The following is a 21025-nucleotide window of genomic DNA, read 5'->3' as shown; positions in this document are numbered from 1 at the left end:
GGACGAGAGAATGAGAAATGGTGCTGATAGGCAGATTCGAACTGCCGACCTCACCCTTACCAAGGGTGCGCTCTACCAACTGAGCTATATCAGCACATCTTGGAGCGGGCAGTGGGAATCGAACCCACATCATCAGCTTGGAAGGCTGAGGTAATAGCCATTATACGATGCCCGCATCTTAGAACTCGGCTACCTGACTTAATCTGCAGAAACTTGAAAGGAAGGGCTTGGCCACTTCACTCTTCATCGAGAGCTACGCTCTCGCCTTGAGTGTGTATTAGGAGTTCGATCTTCTGAATCACCCTGAGACTCAAGGTTAAATATGGTGGTGGGGGAAGGATTATTCGTCACTTCATTCCTCACCCTTCGGGCCGCCGCTGCGCGTCGTTGACTCGCTACGCTCGGCTCGAACCTTCGTCGAAGGTTTTCACCTTCCCCTCAAGTGACTCATTTAGATTCCTAACGCTGAATCGGCTTGAGACTCAAGGGTAAATATGGTGGTGGGGGAAGGATTCGAACCTTCGAAGTCGATGACGGCAGATTTACAGTCTGCTCCCTTTGGCCGCTCGGGAACCCCACCTAATTTTAGTACTTGAATGGTGCCGGCACCAAGAGTCGAACTCGGGACCTACTGATTACAAGTCAGTTGCTCTACCAACTGAGCTATGCCGGCATCAAGTGCAGCGCATTCTAGGTAGAGCGAGCTTATGATGCAACAAAAAAATTGCATAAGTCGACCTTTCGCTCACAAAACAGCCTATTTTTAAATGCCAGATGTATTATTAACCATAGTTAGCTCACTTCACATCCAGTGCACCAGCTTTCGTAATCAGCTCCATGAATGAAAAACACCCTCTTAAATGAGTTCACTTCTCATTGTGCCACCAATTTTAGCATCACTGGCTGATCATAGATTTAGTTTTGCGCATCAAAAAGGGGAGAGCGCCCCAATAGAGTGCATCTCGTCGACAAAAATATGACTCCAATGAGGAGAATCACACTGTTCATATTTGGCTTGTTTATTGCTTAAACATAGACATAAGCACAGACCCGCAGCGGTTGAGGAGTTTTATCATGAAGATCGTTTTACTTAATGCGGCAACATTGCCTATATACCGCAGTGAGCTGGCAAGTTTACTGATTGATGCAGTAGCTCATGGGGCATCTGTAGGCTATGACTCCCGCGCTCTGTCGCAGAAAGAAGCTGAGAGCTATTACGATGACCTGCGCCCTGCCATCGCCAAAGGAGCGTTACTATTGTGGATAGCACGCGATGAGATGGGGATTACTGGGACTATTCAATTAGATCTTTGCCAAAAACCAAATGGTTTAAATCGAGCAGAAGTGCAAAAATTATTGGTGCATAGCCGTAGTCGTCGTACCGGTATTGGGCACAAATTGATTCTCGCGATGGAGAGTACCGCAGTTCAACTACGCCGTGGATTGCTATATCTCGATACTCAAGCAGGTTCACCTGCTGAATCTTTTTACCGTGCACAAGGTTATCGTTGCATGGGAGAAATTCCTGATTATGCCTGCACTCCAGATGGTAGCTATCATCCGACAGCAATCTATTTCAAACGTTTATTTTCAGTAAATCAATCACATACTGCCATAGCCAGTTGATGATAGAGATTGTCATCCATAAAAAGGTCGGTGCCTGCCACAATTGTTCTTAATTGATTGGAATAGCAACGTACATCAAATAAATCACTCACTAAGCACAAAAATGTCTACGCCAAAAAGCAAGCTGCCTATAATATGCAGCTTGTTTCTTATCTGGAGTTGGCGTCCAGCGCCTTTCCCAACCTGCGTTAACAGGCAGAATTTGGCTTATGACAAAAAGAGATCAATCTTTAGCGACGCCTTATCTACAGTTCGATCGTACCCAGTGGGCAGCCCTGCGCGACTCCGTACCATTGACACTAACAGAAGAGGAAATCGTTAAACTTAAAGGGATTAACGAAGACCTTTCATTAGATGAAGTGGCACAGATTTATCTACCACTTTCGCGCCTGCTTAATTTTTATATTAGTTCTAATTTGCGGCGGCAGGCGGTTCTGGAACAATTCCTTGGAACCGATGGCCAGCGTATTCCTTATGTCATTGGTATTGCAGGCAGTGTCGCTGTCGGTAAAAGCACTACTGCACGCTTACTACAGGCGTTACTCAGCCGTTGGCCGGAACATCGCAGTGTAGAACTGATTACAACAGATGGTTTTCTTTATCCCAATAAAGTGCTTAATGAGCGCGGGTTGATGAAGAAAAAAGGATTTCCACAATCCTATGATATGCATAATCTGGTGAAATTTGTCTCAGAAGTAAAATCGGGGGCAGGTCATGTTACCGCACCGGTTTATTCACATTTAATATATGATGTTGTCCCTGACGGTAATAAGATAATCAAGCAGCCTGATATTCTTATATTAGAAGGTTTAAATGTTCTACAAAGCGGGATGGATTACCCTCATGATCCACATCATGTATTTGTCTCTGATTTTGTAGACTTCTCTATATATGTTGATGCCCCTGAAGATTTACTTCAAAGTTGGTATATAAACAGATTCCTTAAGTTTAGGCAGGGCGCATTTTCCAATCCTGACTCTTATTTCCATAATTATGCTAAATTGCCAGAAGCTGAGGCAGTCAAAATTGCCACTCAATTATGGAAAGAGATTAATGGATTGAATTTAAAGCAAAATATACTACCAACGCGTGAGCGCGCCAGTCTGATAATGACTAAAAGTGCTAACCATGCCGTTGAGAGTGTACGTTTGAGAAAATAGCTAAAGTGGGAGGTTTTGGCCTCCCATCTATTATTAAATTAAACGCCACGAAGAGATATCTCACCGCCAATATAAGGTTTCACATTACCATTCTGTTCCAACAATAATGCTCCTTGTTGGTCAATACCTCTAGCAATACCAAATATTTCTTGATTACCAATAATCAATTTCACAGGGCGATCAAGGTAATTATCCATTTCCCGCCAACGAGAAATAAAAGCAGATAAGCCTTCATTTTCAAATTTAACGACTGCAAGTCGTAATTCAGATAACAGTTCAGCCGTCAGTTTATTACGATCAATATTAACACCCGCTTCCTGTAAGTTGATCCAGTCCTGGTTGATGGCATTAGTAATTGATTCACGCATTGTTAGATTAATACCTGCGCCAATGACCAACTGAGCAGCATCCCCCGTTTTCCCTGTAAGTTCTACCAATATACCTGCCAGTTTTTTATCATTTAAATACAGATCATTTGGCCACTTTACACGAACCTGCTCAGCACCGAGTTTACGCAGAACCTCGGCCATGACAATCCCAACCACCAGACTCAGTCCCATTGCAGCAGCAGGGCCTTGCTCCAGCCGCCAGAACATAGATAAATAGAGATTCGTACCAAAGGGAGAGACCCACTGACGCCCCCTCCTTCCTCTCCCTGCATGTTGGTATTCAGCCACACAAGCATCGCCAGACTTCAATTCAGTAATACGATCTAATAAGTATTGATTCGTCGAGTCGACTACCGGTAAGACGGTCACTTGACCTGCTGGGAGATAACTTAATATTGTTTGTTCATTAAGCAACTGAATAGGTGCAGGCAAACTATAGCCCTTACCAGGAACTGTAAAGACATCTAGTCCCCACTCTCTAATAGTTTGAATATGTTTATTAATTGCAGCACGGCTCATCCCAAAGGCTTCACCCAATTGCTCCCCTGAGTGGAAAGCACCATCAGCTAATATGTTAATCAGCCGTAAAGGGACTTTAATATCTTTCACGACAAACGCTCCACAGCATTAACCTCACCATTACTTGCAATAAATCGCACTTCTGGTTCCAACCAGATTGCAAATCTCTTGGCGACTTGCTGACGGATATAAGTAGCAAGGTCGATCACATCCTGACCTGTCGCTTCTGCCAGGTTAATCAACACTAACGCTTGCTGCTGATGCACCGCTGCACCGCCAATCTGATATCCCTTCAGTGCACATTGATCGATAAGCCAACCAGCAGCCAGCTTAACAGAGCCATCGGGTTGCAGATAATGGGGTGCATTGGGATAGCGTTTTACAATATCTTCAGCTATAGCAGCATCCACAACCGGGTTCTTAAAAAAACTGCCTGCATTGCCGGTCACCGCTGGATCGGGTAGCTTACTACGCCGCATTGTACAAACTGAGTTGAATATCTCTTCTGCTGTAACTGTCGATGGGTCCATTCGCGTTAAATCACCATAGCCCAATATTGGGGTCCATGATTTCACCAACTTAATGCCTACGGCTACGATGGCAAATCCATGACCATAGTGATGCTTAAAAATGCTGTCACGATAGCCGAATTGACAATCTTGAGCGGAAAGACGCAGAATTGTACCTTTATCCATATCAAGCAAATCAACGTATTCACATACCTTCTGCAGCTCAACACCATAGGCACCGATATTCTGAATGGGTGCGGAACCGACACAACCTGGGATTAACGCCAGATTCTCTAGACCTGGCATGTTATTGCGCAATGAGTAACAGACTAATTGATGCCAATTCTCTCCAGCCCCAACATGCAGATGCCAGGCAATATCATCCTCAGTAGGAGTGATACCCTTAATCCGATTGAGTAATACTATTCCTGAATAATTTTCAATAAAGAGTACGTTGCTGCCTTCACCAAGTAAGAGCACTGGCTGATGCTTAGAGACAGACTCATGCCATGCATTAATCAATTCTTCAGGAGAGTAAACGCTGATTACTTTGCTCGCATATGCTGATAATGCGAAAGTATTGAGATGCTTTAGCGGGGAATGTTGATTCGACATTACATTGGATACTCATTCTAACTAGCTCTGGCGCTAGTCTAACCGATCATAATACTCATATTGTATTTTGTTTTAACTGAAGGTAAAAAAAGGTCCCCATCAGGGTAGCCTTCTGTTTTATTCATCTCTCTGACTGCCGGGTTTCTCTCACCGGCCCCTGCAATATTGAACGCTGCTGAGTATACTTCCTGGCCGTGACCACTCACGCTCAATATTTACACATCTTGCCATATTCAACCCATAGCAAAAACCCCACGCTTTTGGCATGGGGTCTCGGCTTTATTTGATGCCTGGCAGTGTCCTACTCTCGCATGGGGAGACCCCACACTACCATCGGCGCTACGGCGTTTCACTTCTGAGTTCGGCATGGGATCAGGTGGGACCACCGCGCTAAGGCCGCCAGGCAAATTCTGTCTAAACTAACCCGCTATATGTCTCCATACAGCCAGCCAGCCCAATCTCGGAACGTCGCTGAAAATATCAATATCTCTCAAACACAAAACACCTTTGGTGTTGTAAGGTTAAGCCTCACGGATCATTAGTACTGGTTAGCTCAATACATCGCTGCACTTACACACCCAGCCTATCAACGTCATAGTCTTTAACGTTCCTTCAGGGGGCTTAAAGCCCCAGGGAAGACTCATCTCGAGGCAAGTTTCCCGCTTAGATGCTTTCAGCGGTTATCTCTTCCGAATTTAGCTACCGGGCAATGCCATTGGCATGACAACCCGAACACCAGTGATTCGTCCACTCCGGTCCTCTCGTACTAGGAGCAGCCCCTCTCAATCTTCCAACGCCCACGGCAGATAGGGACCGAACTGTCTCACGACGTTCTAAACCCAGCTCGCGTACCACTTTAAATGGCGAACAGCCATACCCTTGGGACCTACTTCAGCCCCAGGATGTGATGAGCCGACATCGAGGTGCCAAACACCGCCGTCGATATGAACTCTTGGGCGGTATCAGCCTGTTATCCCCGGAGTACCTTTTATCCGTTGAGCGATGGCCCTTCCATTCAGAACCACCGGATCACTAAGACCTACTTTCGTACCTGCTCGAGCCGTCACTCTCGCAGTCAAGCTAGCTTATGCCTTTGCACTAACCTCACGATGTCCGACCGTGATTAGCTAACCTTCGTGCTCCTCCGTTACTCTTTGGGAGGAGACCGCCCCAGTCAAACTACCCACCAGACACTGTCCTCACCCCGGATCACGGGGCCGAGTTAGAACATCAAACATTAAAGGGTGGTATTTCAAGGTTGGCTCCATGCAGACTGGCGTCCACACTTCGATGCCTCCCACCTATCCTACACATCAAGGCTCAATGTTCAGTGTCAAGCTATAGTAAAGGTTCACGGGGTCTTTCCGTCTTGCCGCGGGTACACTGCATCTTCACAGCGAGTTCAATTTCACTGAGTCTCGGGTGGAGACAGCCTGGCCATCATTACGCCATTCGTGCAGGTCGGAACTTACCCGACAAGGAATTTCGCTACCTTAGGACCGTTATAGTTACGGCCGCCGTTTACTGGGGCTTCGATCAAGAGCTTCGCCTTGCGGCTGACCCCATCAATTAACCTTCCAGCACCGGGCAGGCGTCACACCGTATACGTCCACTTTCGTGTTTGCACAGTGCTGTGTTTTTATTAAACAGTTGCAGCCAGCTGGTATCTGCGACTGGCTTCGGCGCCGAGAGCAAGTCTCTTTACCTAATGCCAGCGTGCCTTCTCCCGAAGTTACGGCACCATTTTGCCTAGTTCCTTCACCCGAGTTCTCTCAAGCGCCTGAGTATTCTCTACCTGACCACCTGTGTCGGTTTGGGGTACGATTTAATGTTACCTGATGCTTAGAGGCTTTTCCTGGAAGCTTGGCATCAACTACTTCACCACCGTAGTGGCTCGTCATCACACCTCAGCGTTGATAAGCAACCGGATTTACCAAGTCACTCCGCCTACATGCTTAAACCGGGACAACCGTCGCCCGGCTAGCCTAGCCTTCTCCGTCCCCCCTTCGCAGTAACACCAAGTACAGGAATATTAACCTGTTTCCCATCGACTACGCTTTTCAGCCTCGCCTTAGGGGTCGACTCACCCTGCCCCGATTAACGTTGGACAGGAACCCTTGGTCTTCCGGCGTGCGGGCTTTTCACCCGCATTATCGTTACTTATGTCAGCATTCGCACTTCTGATACCTCCAGCAACCCTCACAAGTCACCTTCAACGGCTTACAGAACGCTCCCCTACCCAACAACGCCTAAGCGTCGCTGCCGCAGCTTCGGTGCATGGTTTAGCCCCGTTACATCTTCCGCGCAGGCCGACTCGACCAGTGAGCTATTACGCTTTCTTTAAATGATGGCTGCTTCTAAGCCAACATCCTGGCTGTCTATGCCTTCCCACATCGTTTCCCACTTAACCATGACTTTGGGACCTTAGCTGGCGGTCTGGGTTGTTTCCCTCTTCACGACGGACGTTAGCACCCGCCGTGTGTCTCCCGTGATAACATTCTTCGGTATTCGGAGTTTGCATCGGTTTGGTAAGCCGGGGTGGCCCCCTAGCCGAAACAGTGCTCTACCCCCGAAGATGAGTTCACGAGGCGCTACCTAAATAGCTTTCGGGGAGAACCAGCTATCTCCCGGTTTGATTGGCCTTTCACCCCCAGCCACAAGTCATCCGCTAATTTTTCAACATTAGTCGGTTCGGTCCTCCAGTTAGTGTTACCCAACCTTCAACCTGCCCATGGCTAGATCACCGGGTTTCGGGTCTATACCTTGCAACTAGACGCCCAGTTAAGACTCGGTTTCCCTACGGCTCCCCTATTCGGTTAACCTTGCTACAAAATATAAGTCGCTGACCCATTATACAAAAGGTACGCAGTCACACCACGAAGGTGCTCCCACTGCTTGTACGTACACGGTTTCAGGTTCTATTTCACTCCCCTCGCCGGGGTTCTTTTCGCCTTTCCCTCACGGTACTGGTTCACTATCGGTCAGTCAGGAGTATTTAGCCTTGGAGGATGGTCCCCCCATATTCAGACAGGATGTCACGTGTCCCGCCCTACTCATCGAGTTCACAGCAAGTGTGCTTTTGTGTACGGGACTATCACCCTGTACCGTGCGACTTTCCAGACGCTTCCACTAGCACACAAACTGATTCAGACTCTGGGCTCTTCCCCGTTCGCTCGCCGCTACTGGGGGAATCTCGGTTGATTTCTTTTCCTCGGGGTACTTAGATGTTTCAGTTCCCCCGGTTCGCCTTGCATGGCTATGTATTCACCATGCAATAGTGCAACGAATTGCACTGGGTTTCCCCATTCGGGTATCGTCGGTTGTAACGCTTCATATCAGCTTACCGACGCTTTTCGCAGATTAGCACGCCCTTCATCGCCTCTGACTGCCTAGGCATCCACCGTGTACGCTTAGTCGCTTAACCTCACAACCCAAAGACGTTTCTTCTGTTCAAGTCGGTTGCGCGTCGTGAATACAGCGTTGTGCGGTACTCGGAATGCTCATGAACCTTAAGTTCACTCCGCTTCCTCCGTGCCGTACGCCTTGCCTTCACTTAGCTCACACGACTCTCTTCATCAGAATGCGTATTCGCATTGCGATTATTTGAGAGACTCTAATACAGGTTAATCCTTATCTCAGTCATTCTACGGAGAGATAAGTTTCAGCTGTATTGTTTCAATTTTCAGCTTGTTCCAGATTGTTAAAGAGCAATATCTTAAACACGACTCGTTAAAGTCATCTTTAAGATATTCAGTTGATAATGTCTTTCACACATTATCGGAGTGGCGTCCCCAAGGGGATTCGAACCCCTGTTACAGCCGTGAAAGGGCAGTGTCCTAGGCCTCTAGACGATGGGGACACGAAGTTCCGATTAAACCGAAATCTAACCGTTTCGTATCAGCATGAGTCGAAACTCACAACATCAACAGGTGCTCTTGCTCATTTACATTCATCAGACAATCTGTTGTGGACACTACGCAATGCGTATCGTTAGGTAAGGAGGTGATCCAACCGCAGGTTCCCCTACGGTTACCTTGTTACGACTTCACCCCAGTCATGAATCACAAAGTGGTAAGCGCCCTCCCGAAGGTTAAGCTACCTACTTCTTTTGCAACCCACTCCCATGGTGTGACGGGCGGTGTGTACAAGGCCCGGGAACGTATTCACCGTAGCATTCTGATCTACGATTACTAGCGATTCCGACTTCATGGAGTCGAGTTGCAGACTCCAATCCGGACTACGACAGACTTTATGTGGTCCGCTTGCTCTCGCGAGTTCGCTTCACTTTGTATCTGCCATTGTAGCACGTGTGTAGCCCTACTCGTAAGGGCCATGATGACTTGACGTCATCCCCACCTTCCTCCGGTTTGTCACCGGCAGTCTCCCTTGAGTTCCCACCATTACGTGCTGGCAACAAAGGATAAGGGTTGCGCTCGTTGCGGGACTTAACCCAACATTTCACAACACGAGCTGACGACAGCCATGCAGCACCTGTCTCACAGTTCCCGAAGGCACCGAAGCATCTCTGCTAAGTTCTGTGGATGTCAAGAGTAGGTAAGGTTCTTCGCGTTGCATCGAATTAAACCACATGCTCCACCGCTTGTGCGGGCCCCCGTCAATTCATTTGAGTTTTAACCTTGCGGCCGTACTCCCCAGGCGGTCGACTTAACGCGTTAGCTCCGGAAGCCACGCCTCAAGGGCACAACCTCCAAGTCGACATCGTTTACAGCGTGGACTACCAGGGTATCTAATCCTGTTTGCTCCCCACGCTTTCGCACCTGAGCGTCAGTCTTTGTCCAGGGGGCCGCCTTCGCCACCGGTATTCCTCCAGATCTCTACGCATTTCACCGCTACACCTGGAATTCTACCCCCCTCTACAAGACTCTAGCTTGCCAGTTTCAAATGCAGTTCCCACGTTAAGCGCGGGGATTTCACATCTGACTTAACAAACCGCCTGCGTGCGCTTTACGCCCAGTAATTCCGATTAACGCTTGCACCCTCCGTATTACCGCGGCTGCTGGCACGGAGTTAGCCGGTGCTTCTTCTGCGAGTAACGTCAATCAATCGTGCTATTAACACGACTGCCTTCCTCCTCGCTGAAAGTGCTTTACAACCCGAAGGCCTTCTTCACACACGCGGCATGGCTGCATCAGGCTTGCGCCCATTGTGCAATATTCCCCACTGCTGCCTCCCGTAGGAGTCTGGACCGTGTCTCAGTTCCAGTGTGGCTGGTCATCCTCTCAGACCAGCTAGGGATCGTCGCCTAGGTGAGCCATTACCCCACCTACTAGCTAATCCCATCTGGGCACATCCGATGGCGTGAGGCCCGAAGGTCCCCCACTTTGCTCTTACGAGGTCATGCGGTATTAGCTACCGTTTCCAGTAGTTATCCCCCTCCATCAGGCAGTTTCCCAGACATTACTCACCCGTCCGCCGCTCGCCGGCAAAGTAGTAAACTACTTCCCGCTGCCGCTCGACTTGCATGTGTTAGGCCTGCCGCCAGCGTTCAATCTGAGCCATGATCAAACTCTTCAATTTAAGATTTGTTTGATTTGCTATGAGTTAACATAGCGATGCTCAAAGATTACTTTCTGCAAATAAGCATTCGAACCGAAGTTCAAATGTGTACTGCTTTGGTCACTCTTCAAGACTTTGATATTTCTTCTGCCTGTCGAAACAGGCTTCGATATCGTCTTGCGAGTGCCCACACAGATTGTCTGATAAATTGTTAAAGAGCGTTCGTTACCCGTTTGCCTTTCGGCGAATCTTACGGTAACGCGGGAGGCAGATAATACGCTTTCCCGCTGAAGAGTCAAGAGTTTCTTTCGTTTCTTTCGAAGTCAAAGTCATTCTTTTCGCTTCCTGACCCGGCTAAGTATGTTTCGTTGTTCCCGGTCAGTGGAGGCGCATTATAGGGAGTTCCTGACAGCCTGCAACCCCTAATTTGAAAAAACTTTTCAACCGCGCTTTATTTCAACGATTTGCCGTGATAAACGCCATTATTGCTATTTTTTGTACTGTAGCGCTAAGAAATCCTGAGAAAAACTGCTTACCTGTTGCCAATCCGTATATTCAACTTCTTTACTGGTATCCGTTTCGCCCCCCGTCATCCGCATAATAAGTTGAATCATCACCCTATCTATCCAGCGATAACGGGGATAACGCAAAGCACCCGCAAATACCGTACACAGTGTTGGCTGCCACGGGGTACTGAGTAGGAACTTACGTACATAGGCATTGGTTTGCGGGGAACGCTTTTCCGGTTTGCGTGCTGTCAGATTCACGGCAAAGAACGCACTCGGCATTCGATTAAGTTGTTCAACGTGTTTGTTGACGAATTTACTCAATACTGGGCTGAAGTGCCCATAACGCACCGACGCACCAATCATGACTTGTTGGTATTGATTCAGATCGATTTGCCCTAGCTGCGATAAGTCTTTTATTTCACAGCTATCCTCTGCCGATAACTGTTTAGCTATATAAGAAGCAATAGTCTGTGTTTGGCCATCTCGGCTGGAGTAAAGAATCAGGACTTTCATTGCAATGTTCCTTATGCAGAATTACTCACGCCAGAATGTTGGCGTGAATAGAACCAGCAGGGTGAAGACTTCTAACCGACCAAATAGCATGGTGATCACCAATACCCACTTGGCGGCCGGATTCATTGACGTGAAGTTATCCGCGACTACACCCAGGCCAGGGCCAAGGTTATTCAACGTCGCAGTCACCGCCGCGAAAGCAGAGAACTCATCAACACCGGTCGCGATAATCGCCAGCATGCTAATAATGAATACCAGAGCATACGCGGAGAAGAATCCCCATACCGCCTCCAGAATTCGTTCCGGCAACGCCCGCCGCCCCAATTTAATGGTATAAACCGCATTCGGGTGAACCAGTCGCTTTAACTCACGCGAACCTTGTAGGTAGAGCAACAGAATACGGATAACTTTCAGGCCGCCACCGGTTGAGCCAGCACAACCACCAATAAACGCAGAACATAATAAGAGTATCGGCAGGAACAACGGCCATTTTGAAATACTGTCAGTGGTGAAACCCGCGGTAGTAGCCATTGATACGACTTGGAAAAATGCCTGATTTATCGTCTCCAGACCGGATTTATAGACATTATGATACCAAAGTATCAAGGTACACACGGCGACCAGTGTCAATTGAACAAAGATGAACATACGGAATTCAGGGTCACGCCAATAAACCTTTAAACTGCGCCCACTCAATACCGCGAAGTGCAAACCAAAGTTACAACCGGAAATCAGCAAGAAGATAGCGATAATGGTGTTAATAGTTGGGCTGTTGAAATAACCGATACTGGCGTCATGGGTCGAGAAGCCCCCAATCGCAATTGTCGAGAAGCTGTGGGAGATAGCATCAAATACCGACATCCCTGCCCCCCATAGAGACAGCGCGCAAGCAATGGTCAGTAAGACATAGATAAGCCACAGCGTTTTGGCCGTTTCCGCAATGCGGGGCCGCATTTTATTATCTTTCAATGGGCCAGGCATTTCTGCCCGATAGAGCTGCATCCCCCCGACCCCCAAGATAGGCAGGATAGCCACCGCTAACACGATTATCCCCATACCGCCGAGCCATTGCAGCATTTGGCGATAAAATAGAATGGCTTTAGGCAGTGAATCTAACCCTACTAATGTAGTCGCGCCAGTAGTAGTCAGCCCGGAGAATGATTCAAAGAATGCATCTGTTAATGAAAGATTAGGCCGCTCTGAGAATAAGAAAGGTAATGCCCCTACACTGCCCAGCACCGTCCAGAACAGAACCACGATGAGAAAGCCCTCACGGGGCTTTAACTCATGCTTCTGTTTTCGGTTCGGCAACCAAAGAAAGAGGCCGATTGCCAGAGCAACAAAAAAGGTTTCGCTGAAGGCACGGCCGGCGCCATCACGATAGATCAATGCCACCAGTCCGGGAATAAACATTGTTCCAGAGAATAAGATGACCAGCAGACCAACAATACGGGTTATGGCACGAAAATGCATTCCGGCACGTTCCTTAGCAATTCACTTGGATGGGGATTATTGCGAAATGGGCGTCAATTGCAACGTACCACGACTGAGATCACGCAATTTGTCCCCGACCTGACTGGCTTGAGTTGCTGGCAAAGAGAGATGAAGCGTTACGAATTGTGCGTACTCACTCCCTATAATCTGGCCTTCAACCTGCTGTAACAAGGTTTCTACTATGGCAAGCTGCCCATAGTCACACTGCAAAGTATATTCTACCTGTGGGACTTTATATTTTACTTCGATCTGTTTTAACGCTTGTTGAACACCGCTACCATAAGCCCTTACTAACCCACCGGTACCGAGTTTGATGCCACCATAATAGCGCACAACTACTGCGGTTATCTCACCAATACCACTCCCCATCAGTTGAGCCAAGATAGGTTTACCCGCAGTACCAGAAGGCTCACCATCATCAGAAAAACCTAATTGCTGAGAATCTGTCGGCCTGCCTGCAACAAAAGCCCAGCAATGATGCCGGGCGGTGAGGTGCTGCAGCTTCACCTGCTGAATAAAATCTTTCGCTTCATTCACCCCGCTGGTGTGGGCCAGCAAGGTGATAAAACGACTTTTTTTGATCTCTTCGCTGATAGTCACCGGATTTGTAGGGATTAGATAAGGCTGCATCAGGCCAGCTTCAGGTCACGTGTCATGTTCTCAACCCGGTTATCGTGAATCACGATATTATCTTCTATACGAATACCGCCGTAAGGCTTCAGCGCATCAATACGTTCCCAATTGAAATACTTGCTGAACTCACCGTTACGCCAAGGTGCCAGCAGAGATTCGATGAAGTACAGACCCGGCTCAATAGTCAGTACCATACGCGGTTGTAAAATACGCGTACAACGCAAGTAAGGGTATTTGGATGGGGCACTAAGATGGGTACCTTTATCATCTTGCATAAAACCAGCAGTATCATGCACTTGTAACCCGAGAGGATGGCCTAACCCATGCGGTAAGAATGGACAAGTAATGCCTTGCTCGACCATGGCCTCTTCACTGATACCGGTAACCAGATGATGAGTGCGCAATAACTTCGCAATACGCTGGTGCATCTGAACATGGTAATCGGTATAGCGCTCGCCACTTTTAATGGTTTTGATCAGTTCAAGTTGCTCAGTATTAAGGTCATTAACTAACGCGGCAAAATCGCTATCACGGTTTGCAGCGTAAGTACGTGTCAGATCTGCGGCATAACCATTATATTCAGCACCGGCATCCATCAAGAAGCTACGCATTTCTGCCGGAGGCTGATGCTGTAACGTGGTGTAATGAAGCACCGCCGAATGTTCATTCAGCGCAACAATATTATCATAAGGGACATCAGTATCACGATGGCCGGTAGCCATCAGATAGGCCAGATTGATATCGAACTCACTCATACCCGACTGGAACGCTTCATGTGCTGCACGATGGCCGACAACTGCCGTCTTTTGTGCTTCGCGCATACAAGCCAGTTCATAATCCGTTTTATAAGAACGATAGAAATGAAGGTAATCCAACACCGGTTGCGGGTTAATGTTTTCAGCACTAAAACCCAGAGCCTGCGCACGTTGTTGGGCATAACCGATATACGCCACGCGCTCCCGCTGCACAGGTAACTGCTGGGCAATATCATCTGCATTGGCTAATGGCTGGATATCGATAGCCTTGGTCCAGAAACTATCCGGTAATGGCTCAACACTGTGCCAGTAATCGACTGGAGAATAGAACCATAACTTTGGTGTATTAACCCCATCGACCCATAACCAACAGTTTGGTACTTGAGTGACAGGTACCCAAGCTTTGAACTGTGCATTGGCTTTAAAAGGATAGTCACGGTCATCGAGAAAAATACGTTGTAACTCACCGGAATGAATCAGTAAAGCGTCTAACTGATGGCGCTCTAGCACATCACGGGTGCGCTGTTGTAGAGTGGATAAATGTTCGTTATATAAAGAAGCCAGCGTTTCCATCACAGTACCCTTTGCTATTAGAACTTAATTTTTTCATCTTATCATAGTCACCAGAATCATGTTTTAGCGACCGCTTATCTGCCTATCAAATACGTTACCCACCCCCAAAACTGAATATTTCTTCATCTAATCCGCTATGAATAAACATGATAAAAATCAATTAACCCATCTGAATGACTGTGATCTTCACTGCAAAAAATCAATCTCTTGTTTGCATTTTATTAACAAAATATCCACACTTCCTGAATATCTGGTCATACCAGATCACATGCGCTTATTCAGGAGATAGATATGCTCTACCAAAGCGAAACACTACAGCTTCACTGGTTGGACAACGGCATTGCCGAGTTGGTGTTTGATGCACCGGGTTCAGTAAATAAGCTGGATACTAAAACTGTAGCCAATCTGGGTGAAGCCCTGGCGGTGTTAGAGAAACAAAGCGAACTCAAAGGGTTGCTGTTGCGTTCTGCCAAAGCGGCCTTTATTGTCGGTGCCGATATCACCGAGTTTTTATCCCTGTTTAATGCCCCACCAGAAAAGCTGCACCAGTGGTTGGTTTTTGCTAATGATATTTTCAACCGTCTGGAAGACTTACCAGTCCCGACCATTTCTGCAATCAATGGATATGCATTAGGTGGTGGATGTGAATGTATTCTGGCCACAGATTTCCGTGTTGCCTCCCCAGAAACACGGATCGGCTTGCCGGAAACCAAGTTGGGCATCATGCCTGGCTTTGGCGGTTCAGTTCGTTTACCGCGTTTGTTAGGTGCAGACAGCGCATTAGAAATCATTGCCGCGGGCAAAGACGTGAGTGCTGCTGAAGCATTAAAAATTGGTTTGGTTGATGCTGTTGTCGCCCCTGAAAAGCTGGCCAATGCCGCCCTAATCATGCTGAAACAGGCGATTGACGGCAAGCTGGATTGGAAAGCCGCGCGTCAGCCGAAACTTGACCCATTGAAACTCAATTCAACCGAAGCTGCTATGTGCTTTACCATCGCCAAAGGCATGGTGATGCAAGTGGCCGGAAAGCACTACCCAGCACCACTGGTCGCAGTAAAAACGATCGAAGCCGCCGCTAAACTTGGTCGGGCTGAAGCATTGAAACTGGAAACCAACAGTTTTGTCCCGTTGGCAGGTTCCAATGAAGCGCGTGCGTTAGTTGGGATATTCCTCAACGACCAATTTGTTAAAGGACAGGCTAAAAAACTGTCCAAAGGTGTCAGTGCACCAACACAGGCCGCAGTACTGGGTGCCGGGATTATGGGGGGGGGGATTGCCTATCAGTCAGCGCTGAAAGGTGTGCCAGTCATTATGAAGGATATTAATGACAAATCTCTGGCTCTGGGGATGAATGAAGCGGCCAAGTTACTGAATAAACAGTTGGAACGCGGCAAAGTGGATGGCCTAAAAATGGCAAACATTTTAGCAACTATCCAACCCACGCTGAATTACAGCGGCATTGAGCGTGCTCAGGTCATTGTGGAAGCGGTAGTGGAAAATCCCAAAATCAAAGCGGCGGTGCTGGCAGAGGCAGAAGCACTGATCGGTGAAGATACGGTGCTTGCTTCTAATACCTCTACAATCCCTATCGACCAACTCGCAAAATCACTTAAACGCCCTGAGAATTTCTGCGGTATGCACTTCTTCAACCCCGTGCACCGCATGCCATTGGTTGAAATCATTCGTGGCAGCAAAACCTCAGATAAAACCATTGCTGCGGTGGTGGCATACGCCACACAAATGGGTAAAACACCAATCGTGGTTAATGATTGCCCAGGCTTCTTCGTTAACCGCGTGTTGTTCCCTTATCTGGCTGGGTTTGGCATGTTGGTTAGAGACGGTGCTGACTTCCGCCAAATTGATAAAGTGATGGAAAAACAGTTTGGCTGGCCGATGGGACCTGCGTATCTGCTAGATGTCGTGGGTATTGATACCGCACACCATGCACAAGCCGTGATGGCAGTTGGCTTCCCTGAGCGGATGAACAAAGATTATCGCGATGCGGTTGACGTGATGTTCGATAACCAACGATTTGGCCAAAAAAATGGCCAAGGCTTCTACCGTTATACCCAAGATGCAAAAGGTAAGCCGCGTAAAGAAAATGACGAAATCGTGGATAACTTGCTGGCAACAGTTAGCCAACCGATTCAGAAATTCAGTGACGACGATATTATTGCCCGCACCATGATACCGATGATCAATGAAGTGGTGCGATGCCTGGAAGAAGGCATTATTGCCAGCCCAGCCGAAGGTGATATGGCGTTGGTATATGGTCTTGGCTTCCCTCCTTTCCACGGGGGCGTGTTCCGTTATCTTGATACTATCGGCAGTACAAACTATGTCGAAATGGCCCAGCGCTATGCTCACCTTGGCGCGCTGTATCAAGTCCCCGCAGGGCTGAGAGCCAAAGCTGAACACAACGAAAGCTATTATCCTGTGGCAGCAGCGCTGCTTGATGTTTCTACCAGTCAACCGGCATGAGGTCTGAAAATATGGAAAATGTAGTCATTATTGATGCCGTACGTACACCGATGGGCCGCTCCAAAGGGGGCGCATTCCGTCAAGTACGGGCTGAAGATCTCTCTGCTCACTTAATGCGTGAGGTTCTTAGCCGCAATCCTGGACTAAACGCGGCAGAAATTGACGATATCTATTGGGGTTGTGTGCAGCAGACGTTGGAGCAGGGTTTTAACATTGCCCGCAATGCTTCTTTACTGGCAGAAATCCCCCATAGCGTACCGGCCGTTACTGTTAACCGCCTGTGTGGTTCATCAATGCAAGCTTTACATGATGGTGCAAGAGCCATCATGGTGGGTGATGCACAAATCAGTTTGATTGGTGGCGTAGAGCATATGGGCCATGTGCCAATGAGTCACGGTGTGGACTTCCATCCGGGTATGGGCCGCACAGTGGCTAAAGCCGCAGGGATGATGGGATTAACCGCTGAAATGCTGGCAAAAATCCACAACATCAGCCGCCAAGCTCAAGATGAATTTGCTGTTCGCTCTCACCAGCGTGCTTATGCCGCTACTCAGGCGGGCCACTTCGCCAAAGAGATTGTCGCCACCAATGGGCATGATGCTGATGGTATTCTGAAACGTTTTGATTTCGATGAAGTTATTCGCCCGGAAACTAACCTCGCAGGTTTGGCAGCACTGCGCCCAGCCTTTGATCCGGTCAATGGCACGGTAACTGCCGCAACATCATCTGCATTATCCGACGGTGCTTCTGCCATGCTTATCATGAGCGAATCCCGAGCTAAATCATTAGGGTTAAAACCGCGTGCCCGTATTCGCTCAATGGCTGTGGTGGGTTGCGATCCATCGATCATGGGTTATGGCCCCGTCCCCGCTAGCCAATTGGCATTAAAACGTGCTGGGCTAACCTTGAAAGATATTGGGTTATTTGAATTAAATGAAGCGTTTGCAGCTCAGTCGCTGGCTTGCTTGAAAGGGTTGGGCCTGCTGGAAAGCATGGATGACAAAGTGAACCTGAATGGCGGCGCTATTGCATTAGGCCATCCACTGGGTTGTTCAGGTGCCCGTATCTCTACCACCTTACTTAATCTGATGGAGCGCCGTGACGTGCAGTTCGGTCTGGCAACCATGTGTATCGGTTTAGGCCAAGGCATTGCGACCATTTTTGAACGCGTGTAACGTCCAAACGAATTAATCTGAAAGATATTAAGGGCCTGAATACAGGCCCTTATAACCGCTGTACCTGGTGTTTAGTTGCCGTTTTCCCGCCTGTCAGGGGCGGGTTTTTTTTATCTAGTGTTTTACTTAGATAAAAGCGAAAGCATCACCAAAGATATAAGCTTCCTGCGCGCCGCGTTCAGCACAAAAACGCTCACGAGCGATTTTAGCCATTTCAAAACGACCAGCGATATAGATATCTTGTTCAGCGAGTGAGCCATAATCTTGCAATACCGCACTCAATACAGTTCCGGTACGGCCACGCCACCCGTCTTCCGGTTGTTCTACCACCGGGATAACTTTCAACTGTGGATACTTAATTGACAGCGCTTCCAACTCGTTTAGGTCATACAAATGTACGGCTTCGCGCCCACCCCAATAGATAGACACTTCGCGATCAGGTTGCTCCGCTAATGCTGCCAATAAAATTGAGCGCGCATAGGAAAAACCGGTACCGCCAGCAATCAGGACCAGTGGGCGTTTACTGCCCTCACGGAACCATGCTTCCCCGTGAGGAATATCCACATCCAGCGTTTTCTCTTTCAGAATGCGGTCCATCACTGCCATGGCGTACAGATTCAGTTCCGACGCCCCGATATGCAGCTCGATGAAATCTTGCTGCAACGGCGTGGATGCCATAGAGAATGGGCGTTTATCACGCTCGTCCATTACTACCATCAAATACTGCCCAGCACGGAAAGAAAACGCAGATGCAGGCACCAATTGCACCCGGTACACCGTATCGGTAATGGCCTCTACGGAGGTTACTTTACAGCTTAAAGTTGTCATGCCTTCCCTCTGTCGGGTCATCAAATGCAAAACCAAGGACAAAATCGACGCCGGTTAGCGTTTCGTCTCTTTGCCACTGAAAATGGCGAGTTCATCCCAAATAGCATCAACACGGGCGCGAACGTCTTCATCCATTTTAATCGGACGGCCCCATTCACGCGGAGTCTCAGCAGGCCACTTGTTGGTGGCATCCAGCCCCATTTTCGATCCTAAACCGGAAACCGGTGAAGCGAAATCCAAATAATCTATTGGTGTATTTTCAATCAACACCGTATCGCGGGATGGATCCATCCGGGTCGTAATTGCCCAAATGACATCATTCCAATCACGTGCATTAATATCATCATCACAAACAATAACAAATTTTGTATACATAAACTGACGTAAAAACGACCAAACACCCATCATCACGCGTTTGGCATGCCCCGCATATTGTTTCTTGATGGTGACTACTGCCAGCCGATATGAGCACCCCTCGGGTGGTAGATAGAAATCAACAATTTCCGGGAATTGCTTTTGTAAAATAGGAACAAACACTTCATTCAGCGCAACCCCCATCACCGCAGGCTCATCCGGTGGACGGCCAGTATAGGTGGAATGGTAAATGGCATCTTTGCGCTGGGTAATATGTGTAACAGTAAAAACAGGGAAGCTATCTATCTCATTATAATAACCTGTATGGTCACCATAAGGGCCTTCTGGTGCCATATCACCCTGCTCAATATATCCTTCCAATACAATTTCTGCACTCGCAGGAACTTCAAGCGAGTTGGAAAGACACTTTACAACCTCTGTTTTGTGCCCACGCAACAAACCGGCAAAAGCATATTCAGACAGTGTATCGGGTACCGGAGTTACTGCGGCCAGAATAGTTGCAGGATCTGCGCCCAAGGCGACGGCAACAGGGAAACGTTCACCAGGGTGTGCTTCACACCACTCTTGATAGTCCAAAGCCCCACCACGATGGGATAACCAGCGCATAATTAATCTGTTTTTACCCAACACTTGTTGGCGGTAGATACCCAGGTTTTGGCGCTCTTTGTGCGGGCCACGCGTAATAGTCAGCCCCCATGACACCAACGGAGCGGCATCCTCAGGCCAGCAATGCATAACCGGAATGCGGCTAAGATCGACATCATCACCCTGCCAAACTTGCTCCTGACAAGGGGCCGAACTTAGGCATTTCGTTGGCATATTCAATACTTGCTTAAATTTCGGCAGTTTATCGAATAAATCACGGAAACCTTTCGGTGGATCCGGTTCTTTCAGGAAAGCCAACAACTTGCCGACATCTCTCAGTGCGCTGACGTCTTCTTGCCCCATGCCCATGGCGACCCGTTTGGCCGTGCCAAACAAGTTACACAATACGGGCATCGTGTAGCCCTTAGGGTTTTCAAACAGTAACGCAGGCCCACCGGCTCGTAAGGTACGATCGGCAATTTCTGTCATTTCCAGATAGGGATCAATGGGCTGGCTAATACGTTTAAGTTCACCCCTCTGCTCCAGCAACGAGAGGAAGTCACGTAAGTCACGGTATTTCATGCTGATCATTTCGGCGGCTATGTAATGCGCCATTATAGGCTGTCTTTATAGCAGTTGCTGTCTTTTTGTTAAAAATGAATACAGGCTCACTCAAAAAAGTATCTCATTGCAATTTATAGCTAATTATCACCAGTACAACCCTGATTTTGTCGATATAAAGTAGACTAAATCTTTGTATCACAAACTA

12 protein-coding genes, 5 tRNA genes, 3 rRNA genes and 1 other RNA gene are annotated in these 21025 nt (G+C 48.0%); 4 read left to right on the top strand and 17 right to left on the bottom strand.

All coding sequences use genetic code 11. From position 1 onward, the window contains the following. Positions 1-18: 18 nt before the first annotated feature. From A6J67_RS04880 to A6J67_RS04860, 5 genes are all read right to left on the bottom strand, one after another. Positions 19-94 (bottom strand) — tRNA-Thr (locus tag A6J67_RS04880). A gap of 6 nt (positions 95-100) precedes the next feature. Further along, a tRNA-Gly gene (locus tag A6J67_RS04875) sits at positions 101-175 on the bottom strand. Positions 176-323: 148 nt separating this feature from the next. Beyond that, a non-coding RNA gene (locus tag A6J67_RS04870) (RtT sRNA) lies at positions 324-451 on the bottom strand. Between the two features lie 44 nt (positions 452-495). Further along, positions 496-580, bottom strand: a tRNA-Tyr gene (locus tag A6J67_RS04865). Positions 581-597: 17 nt separating this feature from the next. Next, positions 598-673 (bottom strand) — tRNA-Thr (locus tag A6J67_RS04860). A gap of 401 nt (positions 674-1074) precedes the next feature. On the opposite strand from A6J67_RS04860, the gene A6J67_RS04855 reads away from it, so the two are divergent. Continuing rightward, positions 1075-1626 (top strand): GNAT family N-acetyltransferase, encoded by a 552-nt coding sequence (locus A6J67_RS04855; RefSeq protein WP_050074846.1) that lies wholly within the window; start codon positions 1075-1077, stop codon positions 1624-1626. A 209-nt stretch (positions 1627-1835) separates the two neighbouring features. Then, complete coding sequence (coaA, locus tag A6J67_RS04850; protein ID WP_005192347.1) at positions 1836-2786, top strand: type I pantothenate kinase; 951 nt, start codon at positions 1836-1838, stop codon at positions 2784-2786. Positions 2787-2824: 38 nt separating this feature from the next. Here the strand turns inward: coaA and birA are convergent, their stop codons facing one another. The 10 genes from birA to pepQ form a co-directional block, all read right to left on the bottom strand. Further along, positions 2825-3784, bottom strand: coding sequence for a bifunctional biotin--[acetyl-CoA-carboxylase] ligase/biotin operon repressor BirA (birA, locus tag A6J67_RS04845; RefSeq protein ID WP_032907894.1), 960 nt, complete (start codon positions 3782-3784; stop codon positions 2825-2827). Beyond that, positions 3781-4818 (bottom strand): UDP-N-acetylmuramate dehydrogenase, encoded by a 1038-nt coding sequence (gene murB / locus A6J67_RS04840; protein WP_005192349.1) that lies wholly within the window; start codon positions 4816-4818, stop codon positions 3781-3783. The genes birA and murB overlap by 4 nt, the downstream gene beginning before the upstream one ends. A 288-nt stretch (positions 4819-5106) precedes the next feature. Then, positions 5107-5222, bottom strand: a 5S ribosomal RNA gene (gene rrf, locus A6J67_RS04835). 113 nt (positions 5223-5335) lie between these two features. Further along, positions 5336-8242: ribosomal RNA gene (locus A6J67_RS04830) — 23S ribosomal RNA — on the bottom strand. A 359-nt stretch (positions 8243-8601) separates the two neighbouring features. Further along, a tRNA-Glu gene (locus A6J67_RS04825) sits at positions 8602-8677 on the bottom strand. Positions 8678-8813: 136 nt separating this feature from the next. Further along, positions 8814-10356 (bottom strand): 16S ribosomal RNA (locus A6J67_RS04820). The 16S, 23S and 5S rRNA genes sit together here with 1 tRNA gene alongside, the layout of an rRNA operon. 467 nt (positions 10357-10823) lie before the next feature. Further along, positions 10824-11357 (bottom strand): menaquinone-dependent protoporphyrinogen IX dehydrogenase, encoded by a 534-nt coding sequence (gene hemG / locus A6J67_RS04810; protein WP_042568958.1) that lies wholly within the window; start codon positions 11355-11357, stop codon positions 10824-10826. 21 nt (positions 11358-11378) lie between these two features. Beyond that, positions 11379-12830, bottom strand: coding sequence for a Trk system potassium transporter TrkH (gene trkH / locus A6J67_RS04805; protein ID WP_042568957.1), 1452 nt, complete (start codon positions 12828-12830; stop codon positions 11379-11381). A 36-nt stretch (positions 12831-12866) separates the two neighbouring features. Next, the gene (locus A6J67_RS04800; protein ID WP_042568956.1) at positions 12867-13481 is read right to left on the bottom strand and encodes an IMPACT family protein; all 615 of its coding nucleotides are present in this window, start codon (positions 13479-13481) and stop codon (positions 12867-12869) included. Further along, on the bottom strand, positions 13481-14812 hold the full coding sequence (gene pepQ, locus A6J67_RS04795) for a Xaa-Pro dipeptidase (RefSeq protein ID WP_005187813.1): 1332 nt from the start codon (positions 14810-14812) through the stop codon (positions 13481-13483). Before pepQ ends, A6J67_RS04800 begins: the two co-directional genes overlap by 1 nt. 291 nt (positions 14813-15103) lie before the next feature. On the opposite strand from pepQ, the gene fadB reads away from it, so the two are divergent. Next, a complete protein-coding gene (fadB, locus tag A6J67_RS04790; RefSeq protein WP_050073994.1) occupies positions 15104-17293 on the top strand; it encodes a fatty acid oxidation complex subunit alpha FadB in 2190 nt (729 codons plus the stop codon). A gap of 11 nt (positions 17294-17304) precedes the next feature. Continuing rightward, positions 17305-18468: an acetyl-CoA C-acyltransferase FadA gene (gene fadA / locus A6J67_RS04785; protein WP_005187819.1), complete on the top strand. Its 1164-nt coding sequence runs from the start codon at positions 17305-17307 to the stop codon at positions 18466-18468. 126 nt (positions 18469-18594) lie between these two features. Here fadA and fre read toward each other — a convergent pair whose 3' ends face one another. Together fre and ubiD are read right to left on the bottom strand one after the other, a co-directional pair. After that, a complete protein-coding gene (gene fre, locus A6J67_RS04780) occupies positions 18595-19296 on the bottom strand; it encodes an NAD(P)H-flavin reductase (RefSeq protein WP_032906870.1) in 702 nt (233 codons plus the stop codon). 54 nt (positions 19297-19350) lie between these two features. Then, entirely contained in the window at positions 19351-20847 is a 1497-nt protein-coding gene (ubiD, locus tag A6J67_RS04775; RefSeq protein ID WP_005187824.1) for a 4-hydroxy-3-polyprenylbenzoate decarboxylase, read from the bottom strand. Between the last annotated feature and the right edge of the window lie 178 nt (positions 20848-21025).

Origin of the sequence: Yersinia sp. FDAARGOS_228 (assembly GCF_002073315.2) — a bacterium.
GTDB classification, from domain to species: domain Bacteria; phylum Pseudomonadota; class Gammaproteobacteria; order Enterobacterales; family Enterobacteriaceae; genus Yersinia; species Yersinia intermedia.
The sequence above is the reverse complement of the archived record's forward strand: the minus strand, read 5'-3'. Positions and strand labels throughout refer to the sequence as shown.